General features: G+C 49.5%; 16 protein-coding genes. 5 read left to right on the forward strand and 11 right to left on the reverse strand.

What is annotated here, in order from left to right:
- Positions 1-2 precede the first annotated feature (2 nt).
- Complete coding sequence (locus tag FPE01S_RS05855; protein WP_046368698.1) at positions 3-1,394, reverse strand: SusD/RagB family nutrient-binding outer membrane lipoprotein; 1,392 nt, start codon at positions 1,392-1,394, stop codon at positions 3-5.
- Between the two features lie 20 nt (positions 1,395-1,414).
- Positions 1,415-4,429: a SusC/RagA family TonB-linked outer membrane protein gene (locus tag FPE01S_RS05860; RefSeq protein ID WP_245623948.1), complete on the reverse strand. Its 3,015-nt coding sequence runs from the start codon at positions 4,427-4,429 to the stop codon at positions 1,415-1,417.
- A 236-nt stretch (positions 4,430-4,665) separates the two neighbouring features.
- On the opposite strand from FPE01S_RS05860, the gene FPE01S_RS05865 reads away from it, so the two are divergent.
- Genes FPE01S_RS05865 through FPE01S_RS05875 form a run of 3 tightly spaced genes read left to right on the forward strand, consistent with a single transcriptional unit; the run spans position 4,666 to position 8,592 of the window.
- Positions 4,666-5,667: a 4-hydroxyproline epimerase gene (locus tag FPE01S_RS05865; protein WP_046367877.1), complete on the forward strand. Its 1,002-nt coding sequence runs from the start codon at positions 4,666-4,668 to the stop codon at positions 5,665-5,667.
- 16 nt (positions 5,668-5,683) lie between these two features.
- A complete protein-coding gene (locus FPE01S_RS05870) occupies positions 5,684-7,639 on the forward strand; it encodes a glycoside hydrolase family 97 protein (RefSeq protein ID WP_046367878.1) in 1,956 nt (651 codons plus the stop codon).
- Between the two features lie 38 nt (positions 7,640-7,677).
- Positions 7,678-8,592, forward strand: coding sequence for a diacylglycerol/lipid kinase family protein (locus FPE01S_RS05875; protein WP_046367879.1), 915 nt, complete (start codon positions 7,678-7,680; stop codon positions 8,590-8,592).
- Between the two features lie 17 nt (positions 8,593-8,609).
- On the opposite strand, the gene FPE01S_RS05880 is transcribed toward FPE01S_RS05875, so the two are convergent.
- Genes FPE01S_RS05880 through FPE01S_RS05905 form a run of 6 tightly spaced genes read right to left on the reverse strand, consistent with a single transcriptional unit; the run spans position 8,610 to position 15,542 of the window.
- Entirely contained in the window at positions 8,610-10,868 is a 2,259-nt protein-coding gene (locus tag FPE01S_RS05880; RefSeq protein ID WP_046367880.1) for a patatin-like phospholipase family protein, read from the reverse strand.
- A 40-nt stretch (positions 10,869-10,908) separates the two neighbouring features.
- Positions 10,909-11,982 carry a COX15/CtaA family protein gene (locus FPE01S_RS05885; RefSeq protein ID WP_046367881.1) on the reverse strand — a complete coding sequence of 358 codons (1,074 nt, stop codon included), beginning with the start codon at positions 11,980-11,982 and terminating at the stop codon, positions 10,909-10,911.
- Positions 11,983-12,007: 25 nt separating this feature from the next.
- Positions 12,008-13,042 carry a cytochrome d ubiquinol oxidase subunit II gene (cydB, locus tag FPE01S_RS05890; RefSeq protein WP_046367882.1) on the reverse strand — a complete coding sequence of 345 codons (1,035 nt, stop codon included), beginning with the start codon at positions 13,040-13,042 and terminating at the stop codon, positions 12,008-12,010.
- Positions 13,043-13,070: 28 nt separating this feature from the next.
- Positions 13,071-14,450: a cytochrome ubiquinol oxidase subunit I gene (locus tag FPE01S_RS05895; RefSeq protein WP_046367883.1), complete on the reverse strand. Its 1,380-nt coding sequence runs from the start codon at positions 14,448-14,450 to the stop codon at positions 13,071-13,073.
- A gap of 21 nt (positions 14,451-14,471) precedes the next feature.
- Positions 14,472-14,969, reverse strand: a complete 498-nt coding sequence (locus FPE01S_RS05900; protein WP_046367884.1) for a DUF6691 family protein — start codon at positions 14,967-14,969, stop codon at positions 14,472-14,474.
- Between the two features lie 9 nt (positions 14,970-14,978).
- Positions 14,979-15,542, reverse strand: coding sequence for a YeeE/YedE family protein (locus FPE01S_RS05905; protein ID WP_046367885.1), 564 nt, complete (start codon positions 15,540-15,542; stop codon positions 14,979-14,981).
- A 39-nt stretch (positions 15,543-15,581) separates the two neighbouring features.
- On the opposite strand from FPE01S_RS05905, the gene rnhB reads away from it, so the two are divergent.
- A complete protein-coding gene (gene rnhB / locus FPE01S_RS05910) occupies positions 15,582-16,190 on the forward strand; it encodes a ribonuclease HII (RefSeq protein WP_046367886.1) in 609 nt (202 codons plus the stop codon).
- A 13-nt stretch (positions 16,191-16,203) separates the two neighbouring features.
- On the opposite strand, the gene FPE01S_RS05915 is transcribed toward rnhB, so the two are convergent.
- Together FPE01S_RS05915 and FPE01S_RS05920 are read right to left on the reverse strand one after the other, a co-directional pair.
- Positions 16,204-16,797: a GNAT family N-acetyltransferase gene (locus FPE01S_RS05915; RefSeq protein WP_046367887.1), complete on the reverse strand. Its 594-nt coding sequence runs from the start codon at positions 16,795-16,797 to the stop codon at positions 16,204-16,206.
- Position 16,798: 1 nt separating this feature from the next.
- A complete protein-coding gene (locus FPE01S_RS05920; protein WP_046367888.1) occupies positions 16,799-17,413 on the reverse strand; it encodes an L-threonylcarbamoyladenylate synthase in 615 nt (204 codons plus the stop codon).
- Between the two features lie 98 nt (positions 17,414-17,511).
- Between FPE01S_RS05920 and FPE01S_RS05925 the strand changes: the two genes are divergently transcribed.
- A complete protein-coding gene (locus FPE01S_RS05925; RefSeq protein ID WP_046367889.1) occupies positions 17,512-18,363 on the forward strand; it encodes a cupin-like domain-containing protein in 852 nt (283 codons plus the stop codon).
- A 327-nt stretch (positions 18,364-18,690) separates the two neighbouring features.
- Here FPE01S_RS05925 and FPE01S_RS05930 read toward each other — a convergent pair whose 3' ends face one another.
- The gene (locus FPE01S_RS05930) at positions 18,691-19,725 is read right to left on the reverse strand and encodes a 2-oxoacid:ferredoxin oxidoreductase subunit beta (protein WP_046367890.1); all 1,035 of its coding nucleotides are present in this window, start codon (positions 19,723-19,725) and stop codon (positions 18,691-18,693) included.
- Between the last annotated feature and the right edge of the window lie 113 nt (positions 19,726-19,838).

Genomic DNA, 19,838 nt, shown 5'->3' on the forward strand with positions numbered 1-19,838 from the left:
GACTATGGTGTATCCCACCAGAGGCGGTCGGTCAGTTTAGCGGACTGTTGTGGTTGCGGGTTGGAAATAATCTCTAACTGAGGGTACAATAATCTCCGGGGAATATCAGAAAGCGCATTGGGCACTTTCGTTAATTCGGGAAATCCGGTGCGCCGCCAGTCGACCCAGTTTTCCAGGTTGAAAATGTCTGCGACGGATTTTTCTTCCATGATCATCTGCAAGGCATTGTCTTCCGTCAATGAACCGCGTGCTGCGAGATATGCCGTAACATCAGCCGCGTTGGCAGATAGTCCGAGTTTAGTCATGTTGCTGAGGATAGCATCCTTATATACTGGTTGCGCTGCTGCAGCACCTGACTGGATCAGTGTAGCCTCCGCTTTAAGGAACAGCGCTTCGGAATAAGTGACGATATAGTTATAGGAATCTGCGCCGCCATAAAAAGATGCGGCAATTGAATAGGATTCCAGGCTTCCCAGATCCGGATCACCGATCGCACGGCCACGATATTCACCGTCTGATTGCGCAGGAGCAACGATCACCGGCAGCCGGGGATCATCAGTTGCTTTCAATCCATCCACGAGGTGCTCAGACAATACAAGCGTTGATCCCGGCAGGAACGTGAGGAACCAGGGGTTTTCCTGTCCGGCAGCTCCCGTGTAGCTAAATTTGAGATCATCGGCATTTTCCGTCATTCCCTTGCTCAATGCATCGAGTGCTTTTCCGGCCTGTTCAGCTGCAGTATGGCCCGGCGCTTTGGTCAGGTGCATATAGTATCTCGCCTTGAGCGTGTAAGCAAGTTTCACCCATTTTTCCAGATCACCGGAGTAAAAGAAATCATCTGATTCCGGCGCCTTTCCTGATGGATTCTGCAAATCAGCAATACCATTGTCAAGATAGGTTTGCACTGCACTGTAAATACTTTCCTGGCTATCATAGATCGGCACGAAATTCTCTGCCCCTTTCAATGCTTCTGAAAAAGGTACGTCACCCCAGAAATCAGTAGCTGTGCCCAGCGCATAAGCAAACAGGATCTTACTGATGCCGGCATAGGCTGTATTGCCATTGCCTTCAGCCTGTTTGATCAACGTATTCAGGTTGTTCATCACAGTAGTATAGGCATTTGTCCAATCGCCATCAGATTCGGAATTAACCATCATGTAGGTGCCGGAATTGGGTACCGGCTGGTTCAATGCCACCGACTGAACGTAGTGTTGCGCGAGTATCGCGTCATACCCCGCGAAGAGGGAATGTGAAATTGCTGTTTCCACCGCAGGCAGAATTTGCGATTCATTCACAGTGATTGGCCTGTTGGGGTCATTATTGACATCGATGAACTTTTTACAACCCGATGCCAGTATCAGTCCCGCTCCTATTATAATTAGTTGTTTTTTCATGATTTGTCCATTTTGTTGCATTAGAAAGAAATCCTCAGGGAGAAATTAACTGACCTGGAAGTTGGTGTAGAGAAGGAATAAATTCCCTGGGATCCGTTAGAGGAGCCAAAGGAGCTTACTTCAGGATCGGCACCCGTAAAGTGCGGAGAATAGATCCATAGATTTCTTCCTGATACCGTAAAGGTTGCCGCTTTCATCCATGTTTTTGACAACAGGGATTTGGGAATCTCGTAACTAATATTTACGTTCCGCAATTTGAGGTAAGTACCATCCTGAATCACCGCTTCTGTAATACTGTTGAGCCGGCGCCAGTAATCCTGCCCCTGAACTGGTGTGGTGTTTTCTTTGCCGTCGGATTCTCTTACCCCTGCAACAACCCGCTCACCGCGATCTTCAGTTGCTTTTGGTGTACCATAGAAATAGCCATATCCGTCCACGTTATTTTCTATATCACCACCCATTTTCAGATCAAAGAAGAAACTGAGAGAAAATGGTCCGTATCGGAAGTTGTTGTTCAGTCCCGCCATCCAGTCTGGCGTGATGTTTCCGATAATACCGTCAGCACCACGAATAGGAAGACCTCCGTCGTCAATCAGGAGCCTGCCATCTTCCGTCCGGGCATAAGTTCCTCCCCATTTCACTCCATAAGGCTGACCAACGATTACCTGGGTAAAGCCATTGCCTGCTTGTGGCAGTCCCGGGTACAATTCAAGTACTTTGTTCCGGATTCTGCTGTAATTCAGCGTGAGGTCCCAGCTGAATTTTCCAGAGCGGACAGGGGTTGCATTCAGCACCACTTCCCAGCCTTTGTTTTCCATTTCTGCAGAGTTCAGGTTGGTAGATGCAAAACCGGAGGATGGAGCAACAGGAATTGCCTGTACCAGTCCATATTTGGTTTGCTTGTTGAAGTAAGAGACTTCAACACCCAGCCTGTTTTTGAAAAACCGGCCTTCAAAGCCCAGTTCGTATTCATTAATTCTCTCGTTCTTGAGAAAAGGATTTCCCAATGTCTGGCTCATGAGGAAACCAGTTTGTCCCTGATAGGGAAAAGAAATTGTGCCGATGGTCGCCTTTTCATAGGGCGTTTGCAAGGAATAGGGCCCTACGGTATTGTCATTACCGACTGAGGCGATAGACGCGCGGACCTTTGCCATGTCAACCCAGCTTCTTGTGCGCTCATTTAAAAATTCAGAAAACACAAATGCAACGGCAGCTGAACCATAGGGATAAAAGGATTTATCCTTGGCCAGCACAGAGCTTCCGTCGTAGCGGCCGGTTAGCGACAAATTGAGGAAACGATTGTATTCTACGTTTGCCTGTGCATAGAAGCCAACTTTGCGGGTCTGGTATTCTGACTCGGAATAATTGATGGTGGACGCATTGGCCATATTCTCATAATCATCAATTGACGTACCCCGGCCATCGCCCTGGTAGGTCTGGTTGTAGCTGGAGAAAATATTGCTACCCAATACCAGGTTGGTGTTGAAATTGCCGAAATCTTTGTGGGCTGTAACCAGGAGGTCATTGTTAAATTGCCTGAAATTATAGTTGCGGTCAATAATCCGCCCGGTAGTCGCCAGCACATCACTCGGCGCTTCCACATATTTCGACTGTTCAGAATATACATCCGCACCGAATCTTTCTGTAATGGTCAGCCAGTTGGTGGGCGTATAATTGAATGTAAGTACCGGGATGACGCGGTTGACCCTCGCGCTGTTGTTAATATGATCCAGCACCCAGTAAGGGTTGTTCCTGGAGAACCGGTAAACCCGCTGTGTGCCGTCGTCGTTCTGGTAAGGCAGCGGGTTCCAGGAAACCGGTGCGGTGAAGACTGTCCATACCGGGCTTTCGAGCACATACCCCTCAGGTGGTCTGTTGCTTTCAGAACCGGCATAGGTAACCTGTACCGTGCTGGTCAGCTTGTCAGTGATCCTGCTGGTGAATTTGGTGAACAGCGAGTGCCGCTTATAATCACTTTCAGGAACAGTTCCTTTCTGATCAAAATAGGAATAGGACAAATAATAGCTGGAATTCGCCCCGCCTCCGTTGACACTAACAGAACTGTTTGAAGTTACTCCCGTACGGAAGAACAGGTCCATCTGATCGTATGTTGGCGCCGGCTGACCATTGATCTTCAGGGTATCCATGCGTGGTCCCCAAACGGCACTGGTCTTCTGGTCTTCTCCATTAAAAAAATTGCCACGGTCTCCCTGGCCATAGGTAGTCTGCACTTCAGGTACCAGCGGCTTTTCGAAGGAGAGGTCCTGTGAAAAGGTAAGCGTTGGTTTACGGTTGGTGCTGCCGGTTTTGGTGGTGATCATCACTACCCCCCGGGAACCCGCGGAACCATACAGCGCGGTAGCTGCTGAACCCTTTAACACGTTGATGGTTTCAATGGTAGCAGGATCAATGTCACTGAGACGATTGGTACCCGGACCGGAATAAAGGTTTCCGGTTTCATCATTGTTGATGGGAACACCGTCCACCACGATCAGTGCCTGGTTGTCGCCATAAATGGATGAATTGCCTCTTATGACCATCCTTGAAGATGCTCCGGGTGTACCGGAGGAACTGGTGATCTGCATACCGGCAACTTTACCTGCCAGCGCGTTGACCACATTTGGTTCTTTGGTCTTCAGCAGATCATCCCCCTTTACCTCCTGGGTACTGTAGGTAAGATTTCTTTTTTCGCGCTTAACGCCAAGCGCCGTTACCACAACTTCTTCCAGTTGTGCGTTGGACTGTGTAAGGGTAATACTGATTTCAGTTTGTCCGGTCAAAGGAAACTCCTGCTGACGGTATCCGATCGCAGATACTTCCAGCTGGTCATTACCGGTTACGGGAATGTTGAAACTGCCATCTTCAGCAGTCGTCACACCGGTAGTCGTTCCTTTTACTTTGATTGACGCCCCGTAAACAGGTTTACCCTTCGCGTCCAGGATTTTTCCCCGCAGAACACTGGTCTGTGCGTATAGCACACTACAGGCCAGAAAGGCGGGAATGAGAAAGATTGTTCTTTTCAGTTTGGTGAGCATATGCAGTGGTTTTGGAATCTACCAAACCTACCTTTTAATTGCCCCGGCCTATTTATGCCATTTAGCTATTCCTTTCCGGATATTAACCGTCACGAAAAGTCCAATTGCATTGATTATTGTATTCCATACATTTATCCGCTGGCAGCATTTTCCCTTTCCATCCGGGATAAAATCTGTAAAGATTCAAACAATACCAATTAACTGGTTCAACGTTGAAACCAGTAATTTCGATCCCCATGAACAAGCGTTTCTTTTGTATAGATGCACATACCTGTGGAAACCCGGTAAGGCTGGTAGCTGGCGGCGGTCCTGTGCTGGAAGGCAGGAATATGAGTGAAAAGCGGCAGCACTTCCTCGAACGGTACGACTGGATCAGGAAAGGCCTCATGTTCGAACCGAGGGGCCATGACATGATGAGCGGATCCATCCTTTATCCACCGCACGACCCCGTCAACGATGTCGCCGTCCTCTTTATAGAAACGAGCGGCTGCCTTCCCATGTGCGGCCATGGCACCATCGGAACCATCACCATTGCCGTGGAAGAAGGCCTTATTGTTCCAAAACAGCCGGGCATTATCCGGATGGAAGCACCCGCCGGACTGGTTAACATCAGCTATGTGCAGGAGGGTAAAAAAGTGAAATCGGTAAAGCTCACCAATGTTCCGGCTTATCTCGCAGCAACAGATCTGACTGTCGACTGCCCGGAACTAGGGGAACTGGTAGTGGATGTCTCCTATGGCGGGAACTTTTATGCCATCGTAGATGTGCAGAAGAACTTTAAGGGACTGGAACACTATTCAGCCGACAAGCTGATCGCCTGGGCCCGCGAACTGAGAAAGCGGATCAATGAAAAATACAGTTTCGTTCATCCCGAAGACGAGACCATCAACGGCTGCTCCCATATCCTGTGGACGGGTGCCGTGATCAACCCCGCCTCCACTGCCAGGAATGCCGTATTTTACGGAGATAAAGCTATCGACCGCAGTCCCTGTGGCACCGGCACTTCAGCCAGAATGGCGCAATGGTATACCAAAGGAAAGCTGAAAAAGGGTGATCGCTTTATTCATGAAAGCATCATCGGATCAACTTTTACGGGCACTATCGAAGAAGAGACTACAGTGGCCGGAAAACCCGCTATCCGGCCGGGCATTGAAGGCTGGGCAAGGATATTCGGTTACAACACCATCAGCATCGACCCTGATGACGATCCCTATGCTTTTGGGTTCCAGGTTATCTGATCATACATCATCCATTATGCGATATTTTCTATTTCTTCTCCTCCTTATCGCCGGCGGAAATGCCTCAGCGAAAGACTGGAAGCTGAATTCCCCTAACGGCGCTATTGTGATCACCCTTTCGGCCGGCCAGACCCTTTCGTGGTCGGTATCCTATAAACAGCAACCAGTACTGCTCCCGTCCACCCTTTCCATGACGCTGGGAGATGGACAGGTGCTGGGAAGGGATCCCAAACTGGTGAAAGCGACCACCCGCAGCGTGAATGGCATCATTGAAGCTGCCGTTCCCGTGAAGACCCGCATCATCCCGGAAGTATTCAATGAACTGCGCCTGCAGTGGAAAGGCAACTATACCCTGGTCATCCGCGCATATAACGATGGTGTCGCTTACCGGTTCGAAACCAGCCTTCCTGCAAGTACAATTGAAGTGCGTTCAGAACAGGCTGACTTCAACTTTTCCGATAATCACCGGGTATTCTGGCCAACGGAAACCAACAAAGAATTCCTGTCACATTTTGAATCACTCTATAAAGACAGTGTGCTGGCGGCTTTTGACAGCTCAAAGCATGGAGCCCTGCCCTTCCTCGTTAAAGTTGCTCACGGGCCAAGCCTGCTGGTAACCGAGTCAGATTTACACGACTATCCGAACCTGTTCCTGAAAGGCACCTCCGGAAATAAACTCGAAGCAACTTTTCCCAAAGTGATCCTTGGCCAACAGCAGGTCGGCGACCGGCAGATCAAAATCACCCAACTGGCAAGCTATATTGCCAAAACCAACGGGAACCGAAACTTTCCATGGCGGTGTATTGCCATCGCCCCGGATGACAATAGCCTGCTGGAAAATAACCTTGTGTATAAACTGGCCAGCCCCTCCGTGATAACCAGCACGGCCTGGATCAAACCGGGAAAAGTAGCGTGGGACTGGTGGAATGCGAACAATATCTATGGAGTGGACTTCGAAGCCGGTCTGAATACCGCGACTTACAAATACTTCATTGACTTTGCGGCAGCCTACGGACTGGAATATATCGTTCTGGATGAAGGCTGGTCTGCTTCTACCACCAACCTGTTACAGTCCAGGAAGGAAATAGATCTTCCGGAACTCGTGGCCTATGGAAAAAGCAAAGGGGTCAGCCTGATTCTCTGGGCGCTTTGGGATCCGCTGGATAAAGACATGGCCAATGTGTTGGATCAGTTTGCGCGTTGGGGCGTGAAAGGCGTTAAGGTAGACTTTATGGCCAGGGCTGATCAATACATGGTCAATTACTATGAACGCGTTGCTGCGGAAGCGGCAAAAAGGGAATTACTGGTGGATCTTCATGGTGCCTTCAAACCGGTTGGACTAAACAGAAAATACCCCAATGTACTCAACTATGAAGGTGTACGCGGCCTCGAAAATGACAAATGGGGAGACGAAATCACCCCACGTCATGACGTGACGCTTCCCTTCACGAGAATGGCTGCAGGCCCTATGGACTACACACCGGGCGCTATGCGCAATGCCACACGGATCAATTTCCGTTCTGTTTTTACTGAGCCGATGAGCCAGGGTACCAGGGCTCACCAGGCTGCGATGTACGTTATCTATGAAGCCCCACTACAGATGCTGGCTGATAATCCGTCCAGTTATCTGAAAGAACCCGATTTCACTTCCGTGATTGCACAGGTACCCACGGTATGGGACACAACGATAGCAATCGCCGGTGAAGCCGGATCCTATGTTGCCATTGCACGTAAAAAAGGGAATAACTGGTATATCGGTGCCATGACTGACTGGAACGAAAGGACATTACCGGTATCGCTTACTTTCCTGGGTAAGGGTAATTACCGCATGACTGCTATTGAAGACGGCATAAATGCCAACCAACATGCTGCAGATTACAGGCGTACCGAAAAAACAGTGACAGCAGGGGAAGAACTTAAAATTTTCCTGAAAAAAGGCGGTGGCTGGCTGGCTATCCTGAAACCAGAATAATAGACAGCACATCGTTTCATTGCGCTAGCTTTGCGACAATGCGTGTCGACAACCACAGCCGGAAAATTATCTTCCTGATCAACCCTATCAGCGGTACAAGGAACAAGACTGATCTCAGAAAACTTGTGCTGGATGAAGCGTTGAAACACGGGGTAGCTGCCATTGTATTACCAACGGTTGCCAGCGGCGACTATGCATTTGTTGCCTCACGCATTGAAGAAGAAGGTTTCACAGATGTTGTGATCTGCGGTGGTGATGGATCGGTGAATCAGGTGGTCAATGCTTTAAGGCACACCGGTGTGCATTTTGGCATTATTCCGCTGGGCTCTGGAAACGGGCTGGCTTATTCTGCTAATATTCCCAAATCCACGCCAAAAGCGATCGAGCTCATTTTTACCGGTAAAGCGAGGAAAACAGATGCCTACCTGATCAACGACCGGTTTGCCTGTATGCTCGTTGGTTTAGGATTTGACGCCAAGGTTGCACACGATTTTGCACAGCAACCCGGCCGCGGTCTCCTGACTTACACCCAGCAATCGCTGAAGAATTACTTTACAGCCAGAACCTGGCATTTCGAAATCGTGGTCAATGATCATGTAATTCAGACTGACGCTTTTTTTATCAGTATCGCCAACAGTAACCAGTTTGGAAACCAGTTCACCATTGCGCCCAAGGCCAGTCTTAATGATGGGCTGCTGGATATAGTGCTGGTACCGAGAATGAATAAGGCCATCCTTCCGTTTGCGCTCATTCAGCAGGTCAACAGCGGTAAACTGAAACCGCCTGCCGAGGATGCTCCCAATACCATTCAATATTTTCAGGCAGCAAAACTACAATTGCGCAATCCCGATCTGGCCCCGATGCATATTGACGGGGAACCTGTGGAAACAGAAGCGTTTCTGCAGATCAATATATTACCCAGGTGTTTTTCGTTGATACAGCCTTCGTTGTAAATACCAGTTGTAAGAGATCAGTTTTGGGATAACGCTCTCCTGACGCTGTCAGGGGTGGCCAGCAATTCATAAGTCTGAAATGCACTCCTGTTGACATTATTATCCAGCGCACGGATAATATCCATTCTTTCCCGTTTTGTCAGGTGAAAATTGAGGGCCGCCTTGGCATCTTCTTTTTCGGGGATGTACTGGAAATTAAGTCTCCTGAATTTGCCCCCCATAATGTCTTCAGTAAAGCTGAGCTGATCCATCTGGTTGTACTGCTGCATTTTATACCAGTTATATTGCAAGAGCAACATGGGCTTGGTTACGATTTCTGAAATCGCATGAGATTCAAAAGGCGCTTCCCATCCACCGCCGCGGCGGTCACGGATTTGCAACAATACCGCACCGGAAGTATTTTCCTGGATCCAGTCACGGAAAACATGAATAAACCGCAGGGCCGTTTCTATGCCATAATTATCCCGCAGGCCGGCGTCCATAACATCGATGGTAGGTTCAGACGGCAACCAGACATTCGGGAGCACGTAAGGAAAGGTTGCATTCATCCGGAGCGCCGTCAATAAGCGCAGGTTCATGGGGTTCTGCTTGCTGAACAGGGCAGCAAAGTCGATCGCATCCGGATCAGATCCATCCTGAAACGCACTATCGGCTGCAGGCCGCATCAGGAAGCTTAGCGGATGGGTGCTGATCAGCATCTTCCTGCCATCGCGCGTGATCACCGAATTGAAGACCATGGTCGGAATACGCGCTGCCGCCTCATCGGCCGCCAGCTGGTTAAACTCTTTGTCCAGCAGCATCCTGGTATTGCGGTTCAGCTGTTGTTCAAAAGAGTACGCACGGTCTTTCACATACGAATATTCCCCAACGCGGAATTTTTGGGCAGGCGATGCCAGGTCGCGGGCAACAAAGGAGGAAAACGTAGGATTTAACAGGTCTTTGGAGATATCATCAATGAACACCGAATCCTGCAGGTTGGCAACATGTCCGTTCTCCCGTTCCTGGGAAAGCGCCCTGAAATAGGCTGCGCCCAGCATACCTCCTGACGCGCCGGTGATCATAAAAGTCTGTTTCATCAGCTGTCCGTGTGACAGGCTATCCAGCTTCTGCAGCACGCCCATTGTAAAAGTTGCACTTCGTGTACCACCACCACTCACCGAAATAAGATACAGATAGGGTTTTTCCACACCCTGCCGGCTTTTCCAGTTGTTCAGTACGGTGATCATGCGCTCCTTATCCAACTGCATCTGTTCAGGCGTACAAAGCTGTTGCAGGTTTTCAGGCGTATAGGCAGCGCGTCCCGTAGTTTTGCGATAGTCCAGCCCGTAGGCTTTGTTGGTAGGGTCTATTACACCAAGCCTGTACAGAAAATTCAGGACGAGCAGAAAAACTACTGCAAATGGAACACTCCAGCTCTGCAGGAAATAGGAAAACGCGCCGACCACGGACACGAGTATTGCCAGGAACAGGGTGATACTGGCAGCGGCAGGAAGCTGAAATACTTCAAAGTCGAGCAGGTAGCCAACCAGCACCAGGAAAACAAAAGCGACAAATATGGAAAGCACGGCGGCAAAATGGTGCCGGCTGAATATTGTTTCCAGGAATTCCTTGCTGTAGTGCGACACATTCCGGACCGCTCTGACCGCCAGTCTTCCGCTGAGATAGTTGGTCACTTTGATTAACCTGCTGCCACCGCTGTTCAGTACGATATGTGGCCGCAGACCAAGATGAAATGGTTTGGGAGATGGATCGGTATTGATCATATTCCTTGCGATCTGCACATCGGCACCAAAGAAATAACCGAAACTGACCGCAACAATAAAAATCAGCCCGCAGATGAATCCGCTGCTGAGCCAAATCACTTTTCCCAAGCCCATCAGCTCCTTATGCATATTGAAGTTGATAGCCCTGAAGAAATAAAAGAGGAGGAACACCAGCGGTAAAATCGCATTGTTGATGCAGTATTTCAGAAATGGCCTCGTGGTGGTGGCGAGAAAACGAAAATGCCTGCTGAAAAGGATGAAAGTGGTGATATTCCAGCTCATAAAGAATATACCAATGGCAATGCCGACAATTGCCGTGCTCAGTGCATTTACCCGTCCCAGGTATTCAGGTGAAAGGAACAGTGAATCCACGCCAAAATTTGCCATAAAGCTGCCGTTCACAGCCCCGAAAAGAATTAGCCAGAAGAGCAGCAAGACCTGAAACTTCTTGAAATGAAGCAAGACGAGCTGCACAGGGAATGAATAAAATATGGCTTTCAGTGTCGGCTTCATACACCCGGATACGCTATTAACGATTAAGACAGTGCTTAAATTATACCCGCTGCCTCTGCCCGTTAAAGAGGTACAATAAGCTTACCAAAGATAACAACAGAAGCATCGCCACTACCTGGTGAAGCTGGGCCATCCACTCAAAATTTCCCCAGCGGTTCGGTACGATACCCGGGCTGGACAATAATGAGAGAATTCCCAGCATAACCTGCACTACTACCAGCACCAGCGGCCAGCGGATAGCCTTACGGGAAAGCGCGGTGAGCTGCAGGCGGCTGGCCTTGCTGCAAGCCAGGATGATCAGGATGAGGATCAGATAAGCCAGGTTCCTGTGGAAAAAATGGATGGTCACCGGATTATCGATCAGGTTGAGGAGCAGGGGCTCGTCTTTCCAGATATGCTGCGGATAAAAGCTTCCGTTGATAGATGGCCAGGTGGGTGCTACCGTGGCTGCTTTGTGGCCTGCCATCAACGCCCCGTACATCAGCTGAACGCCCAGTATTACCAGCAGGATCACCAGTAGTTTTTTTATAGGAGGAGCCGATGTCCGGTCTTCCGGCTTCACCAGCAGCATCAGCGCAAACCAGAAAGTATAACACAAAAGCCCCAGCGCCAGCACGAAATGCATGGCCAGCCTTGTCGGTTTCACGTAAACCGCATCGCCGGTCAGGCCACTGGCCACCATGATCCAGCCAACCGCCCCCTGCAGCGCACCCAGCAGAAACAGGATCAACAAGGGATTGACCATTTCTTTCCGGAGGTATCGTTTGGTAACCAGGTATATAAATCCGATCACAAAAACAACGCCCAGTAACCTGGCCCAGAACCGGTGGAACCATTCCCAGAAAAAGATCTGTTTGAAATCAGACAGGCTGAATCCCGTATTCAGCAGCCGGAACTGTGGTGTCTGACGGTATTTATCAAATTCCTGCAGCCATTGCTGCTCATTGAGCGGCGGAAGGGATCCGGTGACCACCTGCCATTCCGTTATGGATAAACCTGAACCTGTGAGCCTGGTTATACCGCCCAATATGATCTGCACCATGATCATGAACACACCGGTCAGCAGCCAGATAGCGACTGCCTTATTGCCTTTTGCTGGAGAAATCTGCTGCATAGCGGGGCAAAGTTACCGGTTCCACTCAGTAACTCATCTCATCAAGTTTGACTTTTCCCTTGAATGTCCAGAACACAAAACTGGTATAAATGGCAACCAGGGGAACACCGATCGCAGCAAACACCAACATAATGCCCAGGCTTTTCGCACTGCTGGAAGCATTGTGAACCGTCAGACCATACTGCGGATTAAGAGAATTGGGAACCATATAGGGATATAGCTCTACTGCAACGATTACCAGCAACAGGCTGATCACTACCGCCGAACTCAGGAAGGCCAGCCGGTATTTCTGCTGGCTGGTTCTGCGGGCAATATTTGCGATCGCCAGCACCATGACGACCGGGATAATAAACATCCAGGTATTTTCTTTTATGCGTTCAGACAAATGCGTCTTGTACAACAATGTATAAAAACTCAGCAGCAGCACGCTGATCACAAAAAAGATCGTCGTATTCTTCACAATGATTGTCAGTTTCGTATACAACCGCTTTTCTGTTTTCATTACGAGGTAGATGGCACCGTGCATCATAAAGAGGGCAAGCGTTGAAATAGCAACCATTCCCGCATACGGGTTCAGGAAATAAGTCCAGTTCTCCAGAAAATTACCATCCTTATCCATCGGTAACCCTTGCAATATATTTCCCAGTACCAGTCCCAGCGCCAATGCAATGGCTATGCTGGAGATACAGTAACTCACGTCCCAGAATTTTCGCCACCAGATCATCGGCTCTTTGCTCCGGAACTCAATGCTGATGGCCCGGAAAATAAGTGCCACCAGGAAGATCATGAAGGGAATATAAAACGCTGAAAACACCGCAGCATAAACCTTTGGGAAACCGGCAAACAGTGCACCCCCGCCAATCACCAGCCAAACTTCGTTGCCATCCCATACCGGGCCGATTGCGTTGAGCGCAATCCGGCGGCTTTCTTCCTTATTGAAAAAAAGATGCACTGCCCCTGCTCCCAGGTCAAATCCATCCAGGATCGCATAACCGGTGAAACAGGCGCCGATCACCAAAAACCACAAAGTGGGGTAATCCAGTCCGAGAAACGTAGGCATACTATCTGGTTTTAGTTTCTTTCAATGGTTACCGGGTATCAAATCTTTCTGCCATTTCTTCCAGCTGGGGACTATGCATTTCTTCTTTATGGGCAGCTGGCCCGTGCACGATCTTTTTATTCAGGAGGTAAAGAAAAAGTGTAAGCAACAAGGCATATACCAGCGAGAACAATACCAGGGAAAACAATACCTGGTTGGCTTTAACGGACGCACTCAGGGCATCGGATGTACGCAGCAGGCCGTATACTACCCAGGGTTGCCTTCCGGTTTCTGCAGCAAACCAACCGGCCTGATTGGCCAGCTGGGGCAAAAGCACCGCCCACACAAAAACCTTCATCATCCAGGTTTTGTCAAACAACACCCCCTTTCTCCAGTACCAGGCTGCCAGCGAGGTGAGCAGGATCATTGCCATACCGCAGGCGATCATCAGGTGGTAGGTTTGAAAAACCAGGTTTGGATTGCCTGGCCGGTCTTCCGGTGCGAAAGCCCGCAACCCTTTGACAGGTTCAGTAAAGTTGTAATGGATCAGGAAACTCAACCCGCCGGGAATCGCCACCCCCTTGGTCGTCTCCTGCTGTTTGTTCACCCAGCCAAAAAGATACATATCAGCCTTGCTGTTCTCCTCAAAATGACCTTCCATCGCTGCCAGTTTGGCGGGCTGATATTCAGCAACCACTTCTGCACTCTTATGGCCGACAAACAGCTGTACATAAGAACAGATCAGCGCAACACTCAGACCGATTTTGAAAGCCTTCCGCGAAAACTCAAGGTGTTTACCATGCCGGATATACCAGGCAGCGATGCTGGTTACCAGGAAGGCACCCGAAAGGAATGCACCGATCCACACATGGGTGATCCTTTCCAGCGAAGAGGGATTGAATACCATTTCCCAGAAATTGATAATTTCTGCCCTGGCCTCCAACCCTTCACCCACTATATGAAAGCCGGCCGGCGTTTGCTGCCAGCTGTTGGCGACCACGATCCAGATGGCGGAAAACATCGATCCCAGTGTCACCATAATAGTGGCGAAGAAGTGCACCCGGGGGCTGACCTTGTTCCAACCGAACAGCAATACCCCGAGAAATCCTGATTCCAGTGCAAAGGCAAAGATGCCTTCCGCGGCGAGTGCGCTGCCAAACACATCTCCTACATACTTGGAATACGTGGCCCAGTTCGTTCCGAATTCGAATTCCATAACAATACCAGTGGCCACACCAATACCAAATATGAGGGCGAAGATCCGCGTAAAGAAGCGGGTCATGTCCTCATATATCTTCTGCCCTGTTTTCAGATACAGCCCTTCCATGATGACCATGCAAAGTCCGAGTCCAATACTCAGGGGCGGATAAATGTAATGAAAGGAAATAGTGAAGGCGAATTGTATGCGCGAGAGTATCTCCACATCCATATCACGAAATTACACACTATTTCAATGCGGCAATCTGTCACGGATTTTTCCATAGACCCAGGTCCCTGCAACTGCACTCAACAGGGTGACGACAGTAACCGTAGCGCCGCTGCCGATCTGGGCATACAGCGGACCCGGACAGGCGCCGGTCAACGCCCAGCCACAACCGAAAAGCAGTCCGCCGAAAACCAGTCCCTTATTGAAAGGTTTTGGATGGATGTGAACCGGCTCGCCGTACACCGTTTTGATATTGAACCGTCGGATCAGCCAGACAGTAATCATCGCTGTAACAATTGCGGATCCGATCACGCCGTACATATGAAAGCTCTGGAGCCGGAACATTTCCTGGATCCGGAACCAGGAGATCACTTCCGATTTCACGAGTATGATCCCGAAAGCGACACCCACCACCGCGTATTTGAGATTGAGGAAAGTCGCTTCCCTCCGCTCCATCTCATTCATACCCATGGTGTCGAGTGACCTGACTTCAAAATCCGTATTGGTTTCAACTGTTTTCATAAGTTTCTTTTACAGGCGAAGAATAAAGGGCAATACGAGATTGGCCATAATAAAGCCACCAGCCATAAAACACATGGTGGCTACCAGCGATGGCCACTGCAGTGTGCTGATGCCCATAATGGAATGCCCTGAAGTGCATCCACCCGCATAACGGGTACCGAATCCTACCAGGAACCCGCCGCCAACCATGAGGATGAGCCCTTTCAGGGTTCCCAGTGCCGGCCAGTTAAACAGGTCATGGGGAACCATGCCACTGTAGTCACTGACCCCATTCGCTTTCAGAAATTCCTGAAGCTGCGGGTTAACAGCTACAGGATTGGGATCAATGAGAAAATGAGCCGCGAGAAAACCACCTCCGAGAATTCCTGCCACAAAAAACAGGTTCCAGGTTTCCTTCCGCCAGTCGTATTGAAAAAAAGGAATATCCGAAGGAAAACAGGCAGCACAGATATGGCGCAGGGAAGATGATACCCCGAAGGTTTTGTTGCCGAGGAGCAGTAACAGGGGAACGGTAAGTCCGATCAGTGGGCCGGACACATACCAGGGCCAGGGTGCAGTGATTGTGGAAAGCATCCTTAAAATTACTGTAAAGATTCATTTATTTTTGGCCCGGTGGCCCTACTTAACCATTACCAGCAAAAGCTTGCAGAGGCAGGTTGCGATGAAGCGGGACGAGGCTGTTATGCTGGTCCTGTCTTCGCTGCCGCTGTCATCCTGCCTGCAGACTTCGAACATCCCGACCTGAACGATTCCAAGCAACTGAAAGAGACCCGGCGTTACGAATTGAGACCGTTTATTGAAAAACATGCACTAGCCTGGGCGGTGGCCTCGGTCTCTTCGGTGGAAATTGACCGCATCAATATTTTGCAGGCTTCCTTCCTCGCGATGCACCTGGCAGTTGACCAGCTGAAGCTACAACCGGGACTTTTACTGATTGACGGCAACCGCTTCCGGCCGTACAAGAATATTCCGCATCAGTGTGTGGTCAAAGGCGACGGCATTTACGCGTCGATTGCGGCGGCCAGCATCCTGGCCAAAACCTACCGTGACGACTACATGACCCGTCTTCATGACGATTTCCCCCATTACCAGTGGAAAGACAACAAAGGCTATGGAACAGCTGTGCACCGCGAAGCGATCGAACGATTCGGTCTTTGCGAATACCACCGCCGGTCTTTTCAGATCAATCCCCTGCAACAACCGGTAATGTTTGAGGATTGATCATTTCACTGCCTTATAACTTTTCGAGGAGTTTCGCTTTCGCCTCCGGCCATTCTGATTGCAGCATCCCATAATAGGCAGAGTCCCGGCGGCGCCCGCGTGGCATTGCGGTGTGACTGCGTAAAATGCCTTCTTCCGTCATGCCCAGTTTCCTGATCGCAGCACGTGACCGTGCATTCAAGGCATCTGTTTTCAGTTCTACGCGCTTGAAATCCATTGTTTCAAATGCATACTCCAGCAAAAGAAACTTGCAATGGGTGTTGACTCCGGTACCACGAAAATCATTGCCGTACCATGTCCACCCGATCTCTATACGCTGGTCCGGAAACGAGATGCTACCCAGGCTGGTGCTGCCGGCTACTCTTCCTGTCGGTTTGTCGATAACGGTAAAGGGAAACCGAATATGGGTGCGGCGCTGTTCGAGTGCATCACCGATCCAGGCGACCAGCTGATCCCGCTCATTGAGGAGTTTGGTAAACCAGGTGAAAATATCTTCGTCCTGGCTGATTGCCCAGAATGCTTCCAGGTCTTCTGCAGCCAGGGGTCGCATGATCACGCGGGATGACTCCAGCCGGAGACTGAACGGAAAGTATTGCTCAAATAACATATTAAACAGTTTCCTCCCAGACGCCGGCTCCCTGCCTGATCAATTGCGGCGGCTCCTGGGTACAATCCAGGATCGTTGATGGTGTCCATCCGCCGATACCGCCATCCACTACAATATCCACCAGCTTTTCAAAATTCTCTTCCATCAGTTCGGGGTCGGTATATTCTTCGATCATCTCACCCGGCAAGGAAGCACTCAGGATGGGCCGGCCCAGCTCTTTCACGATCGTACGCGCAATGTTGTTATCCGGAACCCGGAGACCGATGGTGTCTTTTTTACTCTTGAGCAGGCGCGGAACTTCCCTGCTCGCCGGCAGAATGAAAGTATATGGGCCCGGCAGGTGGCTTTTCAGCATGCGGTATAAAGGCGTGGAGATACTCTTCGTATAGCGGCTCATATCACTCAGATCATAACAGACAAACGATAACTGGGCCTTTTGCGGATCTACCTTTTTGATGCGGCAGATCCTTTCTATTGCCTTCGGTTGAAAAATGTCGCACCCGATGCCGTAAATCGTATCAGTGGGATAGATGATTATTCCTCCCGAAGCCAGCGTTTCCACAATGGTTCGAATGGCCCGCGGCTGAGGATTATCCGGATGCACATGTATCAGCATGTCTTGAAGATACGTATTATCCGTAAGTCTGTTTTAACAGTCGGGAAAACTGAATTAACACTAAATTCATGTTTAATTTTGGAGGTAAATTACATGTCATGCACCTGAATACGGTAGACACTGTAGAATCAATAACAGCTGCGGACTTTAAAAAGCATTATTACGAACCCATGCGGCCCCTGATCATCAGGGGTCTTGCAAAAGACTGGCCTGCCTATACCAGGTGGAACTGGGATTATTTCAAACAGGCTCTCGGTAATGTGGAAGTGGGTGTTTACAACAATATCAAGAGCGATGCTTATACGCCGATCAACAAAGCAGACGATTACATGTTGTTCGGTGATTACCTTGACATGGTCAGGCGGGGACCGGTAGAATTACGGATCTTTCTCTTCAACCTGTTCACGCACGCCCCCTCATTAACCCATGATTTCGACTGGCCGGATCAACTGATGAAGGGCTTTGTTAAAAGATTCCCGATGCTGTTCGTCGGCGGACAGGGATCGGTAACCCACATGCATTTTGATATCGACCTCTCGCACATCCTGCATACGCAATTTATCGGCAGGAAGCGTGTATTGCTGTTTCCATATGAAGAGCAAACCAACCTTTACCGCAAACCCTGGGAGGTGTTAAGTTTTGCAAACTTTGAAAAGTATTACGATCCGCTGAACAGCAAAATCGACCTGGATAAATTTCCTGCGTTACAGCACGCAAAGGGATATGATTTTATCCTGGAGCATGGTGATACCTTATTCATGCCTGCAGGGTACTGGCATCACATGGAGTATATCGACAGCGGATTTGCCATGAGCCTCCGGGCATTGCAAAATACTGTGGGCGGAAAACTGAAAGGCGCATGGAATCTGTTTGGAATGCGTAATATCGACACGCTGATGAAAAAGACGGCGCCGGAGTGGTGGTATAACTACAAAAAGAAGATATTATAACCAAATATCTCTGTTGAAAAAAAGATTATAATTATTTTTCAGAAATGTTGCATTGTAATTAAACAGACCCTAATTTTAGGGCCATCGAACCACTTCCCCAATCGGTTCAGCTATCCTTGGTAAAGCCATCCTGATCACAACATCCCCTTTGAATATTTTACAGAACTGTATCCCTTAGGGACAATTCGATCGTACGCAAGATTATTGAAAACCCAAATACACACCTCTTTCTTTTTGTGGTTTCAGAGGTAAGCACAGGCCGGCGATGTCAATCGCTGGCACTCTTTTTTAAAGGCCCTTAATTATTTACCGTAATTACGTAGATTATTACTGAATCTCCCATACCTCGTTACCGCGCAGCAGTTTATCGAGGTTGCCTTTTCCGCGAAGCGCCTGGGCTTCTTCAATCTGAAGTGCCATTACATCTTCATAACAGGCTCGCTCATGCGCAAAGAAAACACCAAACGGGCGAGGCATATGATTTTCCTGGCGGGGGTCGTCGAACAGCCGCACCAGGATCTGTGCTTTGTAAAAGTCTTTTTCGTCGTGAATCCAGCAATCATCTGCTGAGAACCCGTCTTTCAGATCGGTGAGTACCGGGCGCATACCATCGATGCGGATGCCTTTATCTTTCGCGGCTCCAAACAACAGGGGTTTGCCTTGCTCCAGGAACAGGACCTCTTCCGGTTTGGTTGATTTTTCTGTAAAGATTTCAAACGCCCCGTCATTAAAGATGTTGCAGTTCTGGTAAATCTCAAGAAATGATGCTCCCTTATGCTGGTGGCTGCGGATCAGCATTTCCTGGAGATGTTTGGGATCGCGGTCCATCGTCCTGGCAATAAAGCTCGCGTCGGCGCCCATGGCGAGAGCCAGGGGATTGAACGGGTGGTCAATGGAGCCAAAAGGTGTGCTCTTGGTAACCTTCTGTTCTTCTGAGGTCGGGCTGTACTGGCCCTTGGTCAGACCGTAAATCTGGTTGTTGAAAAGCAGCAGGTTTACGTCGAAGTTCCTGCGGAGGAGGTGAATGGTATGGTTACCCCCGATGCTCAGGCCGTCACCATCTCCCGTAACGATCCAGACGCTGAGTTCCGGGCGGGTTGCTTTCAGGCCGCTGGCAATCGCCGTAGCACGGCCATGAATGGAGTGCATCCCATAGGTATTCATATAGTAAGGGAAACGGCTGCTGCAGCCAATACCCGAAATGATCACAATATTCTCCCGGGGAATCCCGAGACCGGGCATGATCTTCTGCACCTGGGCGAGAATGGAATAGTCCCCGCATCCCGGGCACCAGCGTACTTCCTGGTCCGTGGCAAAATCCTTGGCTGTCAATACCGGCAAAACCTTATCTACAGAACTCATACTGAACAAATCTATTGGCAAAGGTATGCAAAGGTTATCAATGACTAAGCCAACGAACCTCCAAATATCTTCGGCGATGAAATCCAATGCTTTGAGAGAAAAACAAAGGCGAA

The sequence above is a fragment of the Flavihumibacter petaseus NBRC 106054 genome (assembly GCF_000974785.1).
Classification (GTDB): domain Bacteria; phylum Bacteroidota; class Bacteroidia; order Chitinophagales; family Chitinophagaceae; genus Flavihumibacter; species Flavihumibacter petaseus.

What these genes read in the sequence shown, in the direction of transcription:
- FPE01S_RS05855 (WP_046368698.1), bottom strand. Translation starts at nt 1,394, where the DNA reads ATGAAAAAACAACTAATTATAATAGGAGCGGGACTGATACTGGCATCG.
- FPE01S_RS05860 (WP_245623948.1), bottom strand. Translation starts at nt 4,429, where the DNA reads ATGCTCACCAAACTGAAAAGAACAATCTTTCTCATTCCCGCCTTTCTG.
- FPE01S_RS05865 (WP_046367877.1), top strand. Translation starts at nt 4,666, where the DNA reads ATGAACAAGCGTTTCTTTTGTATAGATGCACATACCTGTGGAAACCCG.
- FPE01S_RS05870 (WP_046367878.1), top strand. Translation starts at nt 5,684, where the DNA reads ATGCGATATTTTCTATTTCTTCTCCTCCTTATCGCCGGCGGAAATGCC.
- FPE01S_RS05875 (WP_046367879.1), top strand. Translation starts at nt 7,678, where the DNA reads ATGCGTGTCGACAACCACAGCCGGAAAATTATCTTCCTGATCAACCCT.
- FPE01S_RS05880 (WP_046367880.1), bottom strand. Translation starts at nt 10,868, where the DNA reads ATGAAGCCGACACTGAAAGCCATATTTTATTCATTCCCTGTGCAGCTC.
- FPE01S_RS05885 (WP_046367881.1), bottom strand. Translation starts at nt 11,982, where the DNA reads ATGCAGCAGATTTCTCCAGCAAAAGGCAATAAGGCAGTCGCTATCTGG.
- cydB (WP_046367882.1), bottom strand. Translation starts at nt 13,042, where the DNA reads ATGCCTACGTTTCTCGGACTGGATTACCCCACTTTGTGGTTTTTGGTG.
- FPE01S_RS05895 (WP_046367883.1), bottom strand. Translation starts at nt 14,450, where the DNA reads ATGGATGTGGAGATACTCTCGCGCATACAATTCGCCTTCACTATTTCC.
- FPE01S_RS05900 (WP_046367884.1), bottom strand. Translation starts at nt 14,969, where the DNA reads ATGAAAACAGTTGAAACCAATACGGATTTTGAAGTCAGGTCACTCGAC.
- FPE01S_RS05905 (WP_046367885.1), bottom strand. Translation starts at nt 15,542, where the DNA reads ATGCTTTCCACAATCACTGCACCCTGGCCCTGGTATGTGTCCGGCCCA.
- FPE01S_RS05915 (WP_046367887.1), bottom strand. Translation starts at nt 16,797, where the DNA reads ATGTTATTTGAGCAATACTTTCCGTTCAGTCTCCGGCTGGAGTCATCC.
- FPE01S_RS05920 (WP_046367888.1), bottom strand. Translation starts at nt 17,413, where the DNA reads ATGCTGATACATGTGCATCCGGATAATCCTCAGCCGCGGGCCATTCGA.
- FPE01S_RS05925 (WP_046367889.1), top strand. Translation starts at nt 17,512, where the DNA reads ATGCACCTGAATACGGTAGACACTGTAGAATCAATAACAGCTGCGGAC.
- FPE01S_RS05930 (WP_046367890.1), bottom strand. Translation starts at nt 19,725, where the DNA reads ATGAGTTCTGTAGATAAGGTTTTGCCGGTATTGACAGCCAAGGATTTT.